The organism is Paenisporosarcina sp. P4_B8 (assembly GCF_056402175.1).
In genome coordinates this window covers 1-14,734 of the sequence record NZ_JBFUHX010000031.1, presented here as the reverse complement: position 1 = coordinate 14,734, position 14,734 = coordinate 1, and the positions used below count along the sequence as shown (strand labels likewise).

11 protein-coding genes and 1 other annotated feature are annotated in these 14,734 nt (G+C 36.1%); of the genes, 9 read left to right on the top strand and 2 right to left on the bottom strand.

The window, feature by feature from the left end; translation table 11 throughout:
• Positions 1 to 487 precede the first annotated feature (487 nt).
• Complete coding sequence (locus tag AC1DSK_RS16830) at positions 488 to 931, bottom strand: carboxymuconolactone decarboxylase family protein (protein ID WP_477548812.1); 444 nt, start codon at positions 929 to 931, stop codon at positions 488 to 490.
• A 384-nt stretch (positions 932 to 1,315) separates the two neighbouring features.
• Between AC1DSK_RS16830 and AC1DSK_RS16825 the strand changes: the two genes are divergently transcribed.
• On the top strand, positions 1,316 to 2,002 hold the full coding sequence (locus tag AC1DSK_RS16825) for a cyclase family protein (RefSeq protein WP_477548813.1): 687 nt from the start codon (positions 1,316 to 1,318) through the stop codon (positions 2,000 to 2,002).
• 795 nt (positions 2,003 to 2,797) lie between these two features.
• Positions 2,798 to 3,559 carry a YqjF family protein gene (locus AC1DSK_RS16820; protein ID WP_477548707.1) on the top strand — a complete coding sequence of 254 codons (762 nt, stop codon included), beginning with the start codon at positions 2,798 to 2,800 and terminating at the stop codon, positions 3,557 to 3,559.
• Between the two features lie 540 nt (positions 3,560 to 4,099).
• Here the strand turns inward: AC1DSK_RS16820 and AC1DSK_RS16815 are convergent.
• A complete protein-coding gene (locus AC1DSK_RS16815; RefSeq protein ID WP_016427934.1) occupies positions 4,100 to 4,342 on the bottom strand; it encodes a hypothetical protein in 243 nt (80 codons plus the stop codon).
• Positions 4,343 to 4,687: 345 nt separating this feature from the next.
• Between AC1DSK_RS16815 and AC1DSK_RS16810 the strand changes: the two genes are divergently transcribed.
• The 7 genes from AC1DSK_RS16810 to AC1DSK_RS16780 all read left to right on the top strand — a co-directional run bounded on the left by AC1DSK_RS16810 (position 4,688) and on the right by AC1DSK_RS16780 (position 14,511).
• Positions 4,688 to 4,813 (top strand): hypothetical protein, encoded by a 126-nt coding sequence (locus tag AC1DSK_RS16810; RefSeq protein WP_477548705.1) that lies wholly within the window; start codon positions 4,688 to 4,690, stop codon positions 4,811 to 4,813.
• Positions 4,814 to 4,815: 2 nt separating this feature from the next.
• Positions 4,816 to 5,034, top strand: coding sequence for a nuclear transport factor 2 family protein (locus AC1DSK_RS16805; RefSeq protein WP_477548704.1), 219 nt, complete (start codon positions 4,816 to 4,818; stop codon positions 5,032 to 5,034).
• A gap of 856 nt (positions 5,035 to 5,890) precedes the next feature.
• Positions 5,891 to 8,485, top strand: a complete 2,595-nt coding sequence (locus tag AC1DSK_RS16800; protein ID WP_477548703.1) for a carbohydrate-binding protein — start codon at positions 5,891 to 5,893, stop codon at positions 8,483 to 8,485.
• A 692-nt stretch (positions 8,486 to 9,177) separates the two neighbouring features.
• Positions 9,178 to 11,082 (top strand): squalene--hopene cyclase, encoded by a 1,905-nt coding sequence (shc, locus tag AC1DSK_RS16795; RefSeq protein ID WP_477548702.1) that lies wholly within the window; start codon positions 9,178 to 9,180, stop codon positions 11,080 to 11,082.
• Between the two features lie 303 nt (positions 11,083 to 11,385).
• Positions 11,386 to 11,621 (top strand) — a binding site (T-box leader).
• Between the two features lie 60 nt (positions 11,622 to 11,681).
• The gene (locus AC1DSK_RS16790) at positions 11,682 to 13,031 is read left to right on the top strand and encodes an amino acid permease (RefSeq protein ID WP_477548700.1); all 1,350 of its coding nucleotides are present in this window, start codon (positions 11,682 to 11,684) and stop codon (positions 13,029 to 13,031) included.
• A gap of 448 nt (positions 13,032 to 13,479) precedes the next feature.
• Positions 13,480 to 13,887 carry a VanZ family protein gene (locus AC1DSK_RS16785; RefSeq protein WP_477548708.1) on the top strand — a complete coding sequence of 136 codons (408 nt, stop codon included), beginning with the start codon at positions 13,480 to 13,482 and terminating at the stop codon, positions 13,885 to 13,887.
• Between the two features lie 21 nt (positions 13,888 to 13,908).
• Entirely contained in the window at positions 13,909 to 14,511 is a 603-nt protein-coding gene (locus AC1DSK_RS16780; protein WP_477598407.1) for a hypothetical protein, read from the top strand.
• Positions 14,512 to 14,734: the final 223 nt, after the last annotated feature.

Below are 14,734 nucleotides of genomic sequence, written 5' to 3'. Positions count from 1 at the left end.
AGCTTATACAATGAAAGCAGACGCATTAGCTGCAGAAGGTGACGTTGTATTAGATGAGGCAAATGCTAAATTTGAAGAGGCTGAAGCTGAATTAAATGAGGTACTTAAAGAAGTTGGCTTAGCAGAATCAAGCATTGCCAGCGAAGTAGCACAATAAGAAAAAATCGTCCGATTGAACGGACGATTTTTTTATTTAACATTATGTCAGTTTGATTATATACAAATGTGAAGCCAGTAAAGGGCAGCGTTTCTTATGGAGTAATGTAATCKAATACTTCCCAATCCGCGATAGAATAGATATTTTACAGAACGTATTTTTTCTTCAACTAACTGGTGCTTTACTTCAATAAGGAGTGAAGCCTTTTTTCTTATCGAACTAACGGGGCAGTTTAGTTCAATAAGAGAATGAATGTGTAATGTTGCTTTTGACACAAACTGTGCAACAAAATAATTGAAAAAACGAACACCAAACCATTTCGTTAAGAAGTTAAATCTTTGTTGGTGTATTGCCCATTGCAATAGAGATTCTATTCCAACTGTTTATCTGATTAATAATAAGAACTAGATCAACATATTGTTTTTCATCATAATGTTCTCGGACACGCTTGTATAAGTCATCAGGAACTCTTTTAGTAGGGATTAGAGTAATATGCTCAGATAGTTCGAGAGCAACTTTCTCTTCAGGTGTATAAAAAGAACATTCATTCCAAGCATTTAAACAATAAATGCGTTGTTCGGTTTCACCCATCTTACGAGCATCAGATGTATGCATATCTATACAGAAGGCACAACCGTTAATTTGAGAGGCTCTAATTTTGATTAACTCTCTAGTAGTTCTATTAATTGTAGTCTGCTTAGTGTACTTCTCCATATCCATCATAATTTTCATACCATCAGGTGCAATATCATAATAGGGAACTCTTTGACTCATAAGGCAAGACTCCTTTGATTTTAAGATACTAATATTATACCTTTATACGAAAATTAGCACTAAGATTTTGTTTGTATGACATTCAAAATCAAGAGGAACATCAGTTGTAATTAGTTGCTTCGCAGTTCGATGATAATATGCAAAAGTAGATGCTTACTCAGCTAACGGATGCTTTACTTCAAAAAGAGTAATGCATTTCTTGTTCAACAAAACGGGGTAGGTTAGTTGAAGAACAATATAGTATTGATAATAGAGATGATGCAATGTTTAGGAGTGATTATGCTATAAAATATAATAACTCTCCATCTTGCCTTGAGCAATTACGTGCAAGTAAAAAATGTCGCGATTAAATATGGGATCTAATAATATAGGGAGCGTGTCAGTATGTCAAAATACGTTGAAATTGGTTACCCAATTTATGAAGGAATGCCCGTTTATCCAGGTTTGCCTGAAGTGAAATTAGAACCAAGAGAACGCTTGAACAAAGGAGATGACTGGAACGGCAGCGTATTGAGTATGTATCTTCATGCCGGGACCCATGTTGATGCCCCACGACATCATTTGAATAATGGCAAGGGAATAGACGCTATTCCTATTGAAGATTTTATCTATCGGAAGCCTTTGGTAATAGATTGCCCGGTAGGCCCTAACGGCTTTATCACCATTGAAAAGTTAGAGGAATATGAAGAGCTGAACGAAGCAGATATTTTAATCTTCAATACGAGTCATTGGAAACACCGGGATACGGATTTCGAGAAATACGCCAATAATTTCCCGGCTGTCTCCCCGGAAGCCGCCGAATATATCCGAACAAAATTGCCTAACTGCAAAGCTGTGGCCATTGATACGTTGAGCATTGAAAACCTGACAGAAGCAAAAGGAAACGGCTATTTTGTGCACCATGCCTTCTTGGATCATGAAAAGTATGAAGAACCGACGATGCTCATCTATGAAGACATCAATCCAGAGCCATTGATCGGCAAAAAGCTCATTTCTGCCTTTACAGCACCGCTTCGCATCAAAGATCACGATGCCTCTATCGTCAATATCGTAGTTGAAGTTGAAGAATAAAAGCCCTTCCTGAATTCTGAAAAGTATGCGAAGCCCATAAAATTCAAAACTTGTAAATAAGGCAGTGGTTTTGGTATCGTACGCTCACGATATAGGAAATCACGCGTCAAAGTAATTAAATCTATGGGTTGATTATTCAGAATTGAAGAAAGTTAAGAAGGTAAAACAGATATATTTTCAAGATGCATATTGGAAATGTGTAATACGGGAAATGGCTCTCCATCTATTGGTGTATCATCATTTTATAAAAATATTGTTAACGATAAACTGCTTGGTATTCTTATTCCCTCTATAAAAAAAAGAGATGAGACAGTTCAATAAAAATACTAATCAATAACATTCTTAATCTCTTCCTTAATAAATCATGAAACAGAGGAGGAGTGGAGGTTAGCTGTAATTAATTCGATTACTTCCATACAATATGCCGATAACAGCAAGATGAAGTTAATTTATTTAAGTATAATTAACTCCAGATTCCTAATACTAACTAAACTTTCGAAGCATAACATGGAGGTAGGTTAATCGCGATGAGATTTATTGCTTGGGTTGCAGCAGGTGCTGGGCAAGTTTATATGCCCTAGAAGATTCCACATTTTGGGGACCTTTTTATTGAACCTCTTATTATTATTTTTAGGTTTGATCTATTATATAAAAGCTAATCAATTCATCAATTTTAATAGGAAAATAAGGATTAGTGCACTTTTTTATTGAAGTAAGAACAAGGATTTTCTAATTGAGATAACTGTAGCAGAATAGTTACATTTGTAAATGATGGTAAAGAGCGGTGGATTAGTTATGGGAGAACATATTAACTCAAAAATAACCCGATGGGACGACAGTCATCGCCAATGGCCACTACCACATTTACCATGGACGATGAAGCAGACTTGGAACGACCTTTTGTTTGCCCACTATCCTATTAAACTTGAGGTGTTACGAAGACTAGTACCCGATGTGCTAGAGATAGACTCTTTTAATGATATGGGCTGGATAGGTGTAGTTCCATTTCATATGACTGGCATACGATTACGAGGCTTGCCTCCTCTGCCTGGTACTAATCGCTTTCCTGAGCTCAACGTCCGAACGTATGTAACTATTGATGGTAAGCCAGGCATTTACTTTTTTAGTCTGGATGCTACCAATTTGGTTGCAATAAAGACGGCTAAAACATTTTACCACTTACCATATTTATATGCTGATATTGTGGTGAAGCATAATGGACCTACCATTGAATATGAAAGCAGGAGACTAAGTGACGATAATTCAAAATTGCTCTGTAGCTATTGGCCAATTTCTGAACCGTTTCACGCAGCTAAAGGCACTTTTGATGAATGGATGTCCGAGCGCTATTGTTTATATACACTGAACAAAAGGGGAGTACCCTTACGATGTGATATTTTGCATCAACCATGGATGCTTCAGCACGCAGAAGCAGAAATAAGTCATAACACGATGTTATCCAGCCAGGGAATTCAAGTTGAAAGTGCCCAGCCTATCTTGCATTTCTCAAAAAAAATAGAGGTCCGCATGTGGCCTTTAGTACATGCAATTGACTAATCGATAGGATGCTTAGGCCCAATTTATATGCGAATTTGGGATCTTTTTGTATGTTTAATTTAGATTTTGTACCAGATAACTGAGCGGGTTAAGTGTTTTGTGGAAGGGCTATTATTTTTGGTCACTCGGAGTAAAAAACAAAGAAGAAAGCCACCCACTGAGCTATATGTAACACACTATATCATTAAAAGAAAAACACCATCTCATAAGAGATAGTGTTTTTTGGAAGAACTCTTCGTTCCTTAAGAGTTCTCGAGGGTTTGGCACCCAATAAATCTGACTGAGTTGAAAACAAAACATTAACTTCAAACTAACAATCCAAATTATTGGAAGCCAAAACTACAATATGTTAGTGAACTTAAAGTTCACGACTGTTATCATAATAGAACATAATGCAATACAAAACAATGATTATTTTTACTCATAATATTTCAATCAAAACGTAGCCTATTAAAACCTCAACCTTCAAACGAAAAACGATAGCCATTTCGTAATTTAACAGAGCCAAATAAAAAAACCGGTTAGTATACCTAACCAGTTTTACATCACGCCTGAGTTATTTGAAAGTGACCTTCTAGTTTTATTTACTACTTCTCCATTATATTCAAGCCATTTTTCTTTTTCTCGCTCTACTGCTCGATTTTGCCATTCAAACCAAACAAACGTACATTCACTACAATGATTGTCTACACCACTATTATTGTTCATATCTCTACGTGTAAATAAGGTTCTTTTAAGACAGTTGTAGCAATAAATTATTTTATCATCACTTTTTATTATCATAATTATCTTTCCCTCCAATTATACAATATTTATTGTCTATTAATTGGCTACTTATACTTTAATTAAATAATTTTACTAAATAAATAGGACAGTTATTAATTATTAGATGCTAGTAGTCATTCTTATTCATAGTATTAACGCAAATAATGGACCCAATAAAAGCATCGTAAAGGTGTGGCTATTCAAATGGAAAATTGGATTGAATTATCCGCATTAGAATATAAAGAGGCATGCTGTGCAGTACCTATTTGGTGCAAATTAGAAATTATTTATATAATCTAGAATTGGAGGTAAAATCTTCCACTATAAATGGTTTTATAATACCAAAGAAAGGAGGAACGTTAAATGACTGAGAAGATCCAAGTAGTACTTGAGTCTCTTAAAGCCTATAATTCAGGAGAACTAGAACTATTCAAGAGCTATTATGAGGACTCTTATACTTCCGTTATGCATCTACCGACAAAATATTAACAATGGAAGAAGTATTTAAGTTTTATGAATCCGCTTTCCAAGCATCACCTAACGCACACTGTGAAGTTGTAAATATTACGTGTGTAGGTGATTTCGTGTCAGTACATGAGCGATTCACTGGAATCATAGACTCTAACGGTGAAGAAACAACTCCTGAGACTATAGCTGTTTACAAAATTCATAATCAGAAAATAATAGAATTACGACATCATTTTGCATAACGTATGATACCGAGACTCATTTAGAGTTTTGGTATCAATTTTTTCAATACTTTTTCAAACTCCTATGAGAGAAGAGTAAATGCATCCTATCTTAGTAATCCTTTTAGTGCGTAGTTTAAGTCAACACTACAATAAGTCTTGTTCAACTAACGGGTGCTTTAGTTGAATAAGAAAAAAGAAAAAAGCTAACGTCTGAGAAAAGACGTTAGCTTTCGGTATTTACAGGTATGCTCTGCATGTAATTTTCTAACCCGACTGAACGTCTCTTTAAGAAACGCCTGAAACCCTTGAAATATATGGGTTTCAGGCGTTTCTTATTTTCATGTTTAGTTAAGGAAAGTGCATCTAACCTTTAACAAGTAGTAGTAACGAGTATTTAAATAGAACAGAAGAATTTAAAGCCATTGACATGTCTAAGGGGGCCAGGGGATTGAATTATATTGTTATAACATAATATCAATATATCGGATATTACATAATGCTTACATTGGATTTACACTCTATTAATATTTATCACTTACCATTAAGCAGAAAAGCAAATTTGATTCTGAAGGGGGCTTAAAATAATGTTCGGCCGTTTGTAAAAAAGTTGCACCGTTTATAAAAAAGATTGATTAGAATACAGTACATATTTTATAAGAACATTGATAAATCATGATTTATCAATGTTTTTTGATCGAACTTTATTCTAAAAATGTGGTCAACATGAGAGGATTAAAGGATTTGATCAATCTTTTTTCAAAAAATAAACCACGTCGTATTGATAAACCATCGTTCATAGCGTGTTTTTAATCAAAATTTTTTACAAGGCAACAAAGGGAGAGAGAAAAAATAAAAAAAATTAAGGGAGATGTTTATGGTTACCTTAACGAAGTTTAACAAGTCATTATTTTCATTTATCCTGATAGTTGGATTCCTGCTCAGCACCAGTGTTGGCTATATGCCGGTGCATGCAGCAAGCGATGCATATAGTCTGACAGAAGCAGAAAGCTTTAGTTCCAAGTCGGGTGCCTACCTAAAAGTCGAAGCTTGCCCAGATGGTGGACAATGTATAGGAGGTACTAATGACAACCAGTATTTAGCATATAACAATATTGACTTTGGTAGCGACGTTAATGGCGCTACCAAATTTAGTGCAAGACTTTCAGTTAAGGGATCAAATGCAGGGGGAAATATTGAAGTATGGATTGACGGTCCGACCAGCGCGAATGGTAAAAAAGTGGGGACACTTACTACCGCAGCTACCGCACCGGATAACTGGAATGTCTATAAAACTATGTCAACCGATATTACTGAAATTACAGGAATTCATGATGTATACCTTGTAGTAAAGGTTGCGGCGGGAAAAACATATGTAGCCAACATCAACTGGTTTCAGTTTTCAAAGACATTGAACAGCATTGAGCTTACAAAACCACCAGCAAAGACTGTATACCGTATTGGAGAGAGCCTTGATATCACGGGTATGGAAGTCACAGGCACCTATATTGACGGTTCGACTAGGGGGGAGGAAGTCAGAGCTTCCGACGTAAGCGGATTTAACAGTTCATCTGCAGAAGCCAGCCAGATACTAACCGTCACAGTAAGCGGTAAGACAGTAACTTATCCAGTAGAAATAAAGCCGAAGGTACTAACAAGTATCACAGCACCTGTAGCGATTACTGGTGTAGTAAACGGAACAGCACCTACACCGGTGGCCCTTGGATTGCCTAGCACAGTAGTACAGGTGACCGACGGCGGTAATTTGAATGCACCTGTAACCTGGAATATAGATGCATCAGACTATGATCCGTCCGTAAAAACCGAGCAGAGTTTCACGGTAAAGGGAACGGTAAATCTGCCTACAGGGGTTACAAATCCGGATAATGTAGCATTGTCAACAAGCATCAATGTTACGGTTCTTGCTTCAACAACACCTGACAAGGATACTAGTTATAAATTCAGCTTTATGTCCATTTCTGATACACATGCAAATGTACAAGGGGATATCGCCGATGTCAGACTTGACAATGCATTGCAGGAAGCAGTTAGCAATAATGTACAATCCGTTAGCGTTGGTGGGGATCTTACTGAATATGGCACAGATGCACAATATAATACATTAATGAAAACAATGAACAAATATCCTCAACTTGATCGCAACTTGATTTTAGGGAACCATGATGTAAGGTGGCTGGGAGGATTTGAAACTGCTAAAAACAGATTTTTGACACATACTGGTATGCCAGGTGTTTATTATGATAAGTGGATAAGCGGATACCACTTCATCTATTTGGCATCGGAGACTGATGATAAAGACAGTGCATATATATCGGATACCCAGATGAAGTGGTTAAGCGATAAGTTGGCGGAGAATGCAAGTAAAGACAAACCCATATTTCTCTTCCTTCATCAACCACTAGATAATACCGTATATGAGGAATATCCTTGGGATCCTTATCAAAGTGATGAGGTACAGGATCAAAAGTTAAAGGACATTATTGGAAAATATCCTCAAAGCGTTTTAATAACGGGACATATACATTATCCTCTCACTTTACCGGGTACTTTCTATAACAAACAGTACTTTACAATGATGAGAGATGGAGCTATCAAGGATTCAGGTCAAGGTTTGATTTTAGATGTTTATGCCGACAGGGTGGTAATAAATGGAAGGGACTTCTCGAAAAAAAGTACGGTAACTACCTGGACCATAAATAATTACACGGCGGATGCACTAGCAGCAGATAAACAAGCACCTACCGCACCAACCAATGTCTCAACGAAAGTAGTAACGGACAAGATGGCAATGCTGTCATGGGATGCAGCTACAGATAATTTTACGGGTAATGTAGGTGTTACAGGCTACGATATTTATAATGGGAAAAAACTGATTGGATCCACAACAGGGCGTACGAACTATAAAGTGACAGGACTGAAAGTAAAAAAGGCCTATCAATTTACTGTAAAAGCCAGGGATGCAGCAGGGAATGTTTCAGCGGCCAGCAGCCCATTAAAAGTTACCACTTTAGCTTTCGATCCTGCTCCGGTAAATTTGGTTCTGAATAAGGAGGTTACAGCCAACGGAAGTGTGGCGGGATACGAACCGTCCAAGGCAGTAGATGGATCGGCTGAAAGCGGCCGAAAGTGGTCTTCCAATACGACCGGGGACAAATGGATGATGGTCGATCTTGGAGGAAATTATGATTTAAGCAGGTGGGTAGTAAAGCATGCTGGAGAAGGCGGAGAGACCTTATCCCTGAATACAAAAAATTATAAGCTTCAGGGAAGTCTGGATGGAACTACCTGGACTGACCTAGATTCAGTAGAAGGAAACGTTTCGAACAGTACGGACAGGTATATAACGAAATCCACCGCAAGGTATGTAAGACTTTATATTACGACGCCGCAAAATTATGCGGAAACAGGAACAGCAAATATTTATGAATTTGAAGTCTATGGGCGGAATTGATGATGTTCTGCCGCATAGAGGAAACGGATTCCAGCATGACTGAGTTTTTTACTAGCTAATTATTGTAAAACGTAATGACTTAGTTATTTAGGTAAAAGCAATAAAAAATAAAAAGGAACAATTATGTTAACGGGTTCTGTTTTCGAGTACAAAAAATTAAATAGCACCAATTAGCAGTCATTTTCGCAACTGAATCTGACTGCTTCTTTTTGTGATATGACTGGAATTGGGGACAAAATATAAAAACGCTTTAATTTATACATTTTTTATATCCTAAGGAAATCTTGTATATTGTACCAGTTTAATTCTAGATAGAGATGGTTTTCAGGAATACCATAGTTTTGAACATTCAATAAGAGCCCAAATTCACATACGAATTGGGCTCTTTTAAAACGCCTATATATCAGTATGATGTTATAACTAAATAACTAAATAACTAAATAACTAAATAACTAAATTAAGAAATTGGTTTAGATATATAAATTCCAAACTTAATTCTCTTTAAAATTTTCTAAGTAGCGATAACCATCATTATCGCTACTTAGAAAAGAATGAAGTTGATTATTCCTACTCACTAGGGATTAATGATTTGGATTCCGACTAAAGATACTTAATCACTTCCTCGCATTTTTTAAAAACTAAACGAATATGTTTAGTTGTATTGAATTTATGATATAGGAAGGACGAATTTTGTGAACGGTACCCTATCAGACGAAATTAATCGAATTATAAGCATCTTGAAGAAGGATCAATCTGAAGTAGGAACTTGGGATTATCCTTTTGAAACAGGTATTACAACGGATGCCTATATGATTATTTTATTGCGTTCATTAACTATTGATGATGAAAAATTAATAAAGGAACTAGTAGATCGGATTTTAAGCGAACAACAAGATAGTGGGGCTTGGAAGCTGTTTTATGATGAAGAAGATGACGGTAATGTAGCTGCCACGATTGAAGCTTATTACGCCCTTCTATATTCCGGCTATTGTTCTCACGATGATGTACGAATGCAAGAAGCAAGACAGTTTATTTTATCAAATGGGGGAATAGACAAAAGTAATTTACTAACAAAAATTATGCTGGCAGTAACTGGGCAATTTTCATGGTCAAAAATTTTTACTGTCCCGACAGAATTTGTTTTACTACCACACTCATTCCCAATGAACTTTTTCGACTTTTCTGTCTTTGGTAGGGCAAATATCGCTCCACTCATGATTCTAGCTGATAAGAAATACATAATTAAAACAAATAAAAGTCCAAACATTTCAGATTTATATATTTTGAACCACAACAGGTGGGATGAAGAATATTTATCAAGAATCCTCTCAAATGAATGGAGTCCTTTTCTTTTATCCATTCAAAAAAGAATTGAGGACCTAATTGGTTTGCCAAAGCAAATTGAGGAACTTGCAGTAGATAAGACAAAACAGTATATGCTGGAACGAATTGAACCAGATGGCACCTTATACAGTTACTTCAGTTCGACATTTCTGCTAATTTTCGCGTTGCTTTCCCTTGGATATAAGAAAGACCATCCCACAATCATTCATGCGGTAAACGGTTTAAAGTCTATGAAATGCCAAGTTGATGGGAAGACTCATATGCAATTCACCACAGCAACGGTATGGAATATAGCTTTAATTAGTTATGCCATGCAAGAAGCAGGCGTTTCCGAATTAGATCCCGTTATAAAAAAAGCAAACCAATTTTTATTAACACGACAGCATTATAAATATGGGGATTGGGTCATACACAGTCCACATAGTCTTCCAGGAGGATGGGGTTTCTCAAATGTAAATACAATGAACCCTGATATTGATGATACTACTGCATCCTTAAGGTCAATTTGCAAAACTGTCATTAAAAAACCCAAGGTCCATACATCTTGGGACAGAGGAATCAACTGGGTATTTTCAATGCAAAATGATGATGGAGGATGGCCATCATTCGAAAAAGGCGTGAATAAAAGCATACTGTCTATGATTCCAATTGAAGATGCTGAATATTTACTCGCAGATCCATCAAGTGCTGATTTAACAGGAAGAACATTGGAATTTTTCGGGAAATTCACTGATTTAAAGAAGAGTCACGACTCTATAAAGTTAGGTGTAAATTGGTTATTAAATCATCAAGAACCGAATGGATCGTGGTATGGCCGATGGGGCATTTGTTATATTTATGGAGCTTGGGCTGCTATAACCGGGCTTGTTGCAGCAGGTATATCATCTGACCATCCTTCTATTCTAAAATCAGTCAAATGGCTTCGTGATATTCAAAATTCGGATGGGGGATGGGGAGAGTCTTGTAAAAGTGACAAAATGAAGACGTACGTTCCATTGGGAGCCAGTACGTTAACTCATACAGCCTGGGCATTAGATGCGCTGATTGCAGCTGAAGACGAACTCACACCAGAAATAATATCCGGTATCAAATATATTTTAGAAAATAATGACAAAGATGACTGGACAAATTCTTATCCAAAAGGACAGGGAATGGCTGGCAGTTTCTATATTCATTATCATAGTTATCGATATATTTTCCCTCTAATTGCACTTGCACATTATCAAAAAAAATTTCCGAATGAAAGCCTCTAAACTCTCAAGAACGAATAGGTATGAAAGGTGACATACCATACTACGGCGCAAAAGGAATTGTTGGGTTAATTGTGAATCCAGTCACGTTAATTGATTTACCTTCTGAATCCTTATTGCCACTCGTAACTCCCAGAGGATTAGGTATAATATTTTATTAGAAATAGTAATTTTCAGATGTATTAGCTATTTCACCACATATTACCAAGATTGTTTCGTTAAAAATATTATTCTGAAATAATTATTGACAAATATACTTCTAATCCGTATAGTATGGGATATTATAAAAAAATCAGATATAGTTTTCAAAACACAAAGATCAGGAGTAGTAAAAGCTCATTATTCGGTAAAGAGAGCTGCGGGTTGGTGCAACGCAGTCCAATGATACTTTGAACTTGCCTGGGAGTGGTAAAGCGAAAGTTTAGATTTAATCTATTCTCTTATTTTAACGATTGACCTTCGTTACAAGGTTTTTAAAGCAGGGTTCGTAAAGAGCCAATAAGAGTGGTACCGCGGTAAGCTTAAGGCATATCGTCTCTTTCTTCATTTGATTGTGAAGGAAGAGACGATATGCCTTTTTTTATTTTTTGGGAGGTTAGGGTATGGAAACCGACAAACAGAATTTACAGAGGACAATGACTTCAAGACATATTACGATGATGGCATTAGGCGGTGCCATTGGTGCAGGTTTATTTAAAGGAAGCAGTTCAGCCATTGATATGGCAGGACCATCCGTAATAATTGCTTACTTGATAGGGGGCATCATCCTATTATTCATCATGCAAGGTTTAGCTGAAATGGCAGTCAGAAATAGCGGTGCAAGAACATTTAGGGATCTTGTCCAATCTATTTTAGGAAAGTATCCTGCTTATTTCCTGGATTGGATCTATTGGAAAATGTGGGTATTGAACATCACCGCAGAATCAGTCGTTGCGGCTATTTTCCTTCAATATTGGCTGCCTGAATATCCAATCTGGATACTGGCATTAGCTGTTTCGGTGTTAGTTACAGCGATCAACTTGCTATCGGTAAAGGTTTTTGCTGAAACGGAGTACTGGCTTGCTTTAATTAAAATTACCGTCATTATTGTGTTCATCATAGCTGGATTATTGTTACTGCTAGTGACTTTTGGTGATCATACAGCAATCGGTTTCTCTAACTTGACTGACCATGGTGGTTTTTTTCCTAATGGATCAACAGGTTTAATCACAGCGATGCTGGTCGTAATCTATTCATATGGCGGTACAGAAATTATTGGGGTAACATTGGCAGAAACGAAAAATCCCGAAAAAGTGGTTCCAAAAGCTGTTCGCAGTACATTGGTCAGGATCATTTCTTTCTATATCATTCCATTTTTCATCATCGTTAGTTTAATTCCTTGGAATGAAGTAAACGGGGTGCCTGAAAGTCCGTTTGTGATGGTCTTTCAAAAAATAGGGATTCCAGGCGCTGACCATATTATGAACGCCGTTGTTCTACTAGCGATTATTTCATCAATGAACTCTGGATTGTATGGTTCATCTCGCGTTCTGTATACACAAGCCATGGACGGTCGCATTCCGAAAATATTTTCGCGTTTATCCAAGAAGAAAGTGCCTGTTTACGCAATATTAATGTGTACTTCCGCTTTATATGGTGGTGTACTGATATCCTTATTTGCTGGAAGCAAGACCTTCGATTTCCTGATGGGATCACTGGGATATACCGTATTATTCATCTGGTTAATAATTGCCTTCGCTCATTTAAAATCACGTAAACAACAGTCTGGAAAAACAAGTGCCTATACAGTTAAATGGTTCCCATATACGACTTGGGCTGCGATCATCGCTTTAATTACGATCCTAATCGGAATCATTTTTACGACATCTATCATCGTAACGATCATTACACTTTGCATCTACATCTTTATTACCTTAACTTATGTATGGCAAAGACGCCTTAACAAAATCTAGAGACTTCCTCAATGTATTTTGTAGACTACATAATTTTGATCAGATTCTTTATGTTACCGAGATAGATGTTGATTTGTTATAGACACTGACACAGATAGAATTTATACACCCACTTATTTAGCTAACGGGTGCTTTAGTTAATGATCATCGGGCTGTTTAAACAGCCCTTTTTCTTATTGAACTAACGGGGCAGGTTAGTTCAATAAGAAATGGTAATTAACATATATCTTGACCTAACATGTTATCAGACTAGTTAATGGTATAATTTGTTTGTTATGTAATTTTATATATAAAAAAGGACGTGTGATTTATTAGAATCCATTTTCTCTACCCCGCAATAGCAATCACGATTATATGGATAATTTTTAAGGCTTTTAACCTTACCATTATTAATAAGAAATTTGATTTTAAACGAGAAGTGGTAAATCTTCTTTACTTCATAAGTGTGATGGGAATCATAGGACTAACAATTTTTCCACTTGAAATAGCTTTTGGTCCTGAATACGATTTACCTAATAATTTTGTGCCGTTTGCAAGTATTAATGAATTATTAAATCACTTTTATTATATGGTTCCCTTAAGAAATATTTTAGGAAATATCATCTTATTTACGCCTTTAGGTTTCATTCTAATTTTAAAATTCAAGAGACTAAACAATTTGATGAGTGTTGTTTTAGTCGGTGTATTAAGTTCAACATTTATAGAGATTATTCAACTATTACTTCCCAACAGGGCGTTCGATATTGATGATATTATATTAAATACTTTAGGTACTATGATAGGTTTCCTAATACTTAAAGCGACTAAAATTGAAAAAATATTTGGATTTACATTGGTTCAAGAACAAATAAATTAAGTCGAGGAGGGAGTTTTGTTAATGGAGAATCAAGAATATAAAGGGAATTGGAGAAGTTTTATTATTTTTACACTTGTTGTTGGTTTAATTGTCGGTATTTTCTCAGTTATTTCTGACCATTTACCAATTATAGCTGATGGTGTTACAGTTCTTGATTTCGTCATTTTCTATTTAGCGATAACGATTAATTCTTTACCAATGTGGTTTATTCTTGCAATGCTTGTAGGCTATCTATTTGCGAATAACATTAGTAAAGCTGCATTACTTGGATCCATTTATACAATTTGTGCAATTACTTTTTACTTCGCGATTGGACACTTTTATATAGAAACAACAGTATCATCATCATTTAAAGAACAGGCACTTGTTTATGCAATTTGGGGCTGTGCTTCAGCTATCGGTGGTATTCTTGGTGGAATTACAGGCTTTTTATTTAAAAAAACGCCGTATGCACTACTAATTCTTTTTGTTGGGATAATCTTTCAGTTGTTTTTATATGGTACAAGTAGCTGGGGAGATATTGTTGGTATTTCGCAAAATGTTACCTTTTGTTTAATAGTAGTAAGCATTGTTTTTTACATAGTGATTGTGAAGAGAAAGAAAGAACAGAATTGGGGTACGTAAAGCTTACATTATTGAAACCTATAATTTGTACTTCTTCAACTAACGGGGCAGGTTAGTTGAACAAAAAGGTGAGAATTCATCTCTCTTTTATGTTGAATTTGATTCATATTGTGAAAGAATGAGGAGGGGTTATAATTGGCTAATAAATATTGTCCTATATGTGGAGAGGAAAACGAATGTATGACAGGAAGAGTAGAACACGGTAACTGCTGGTGTGATACAG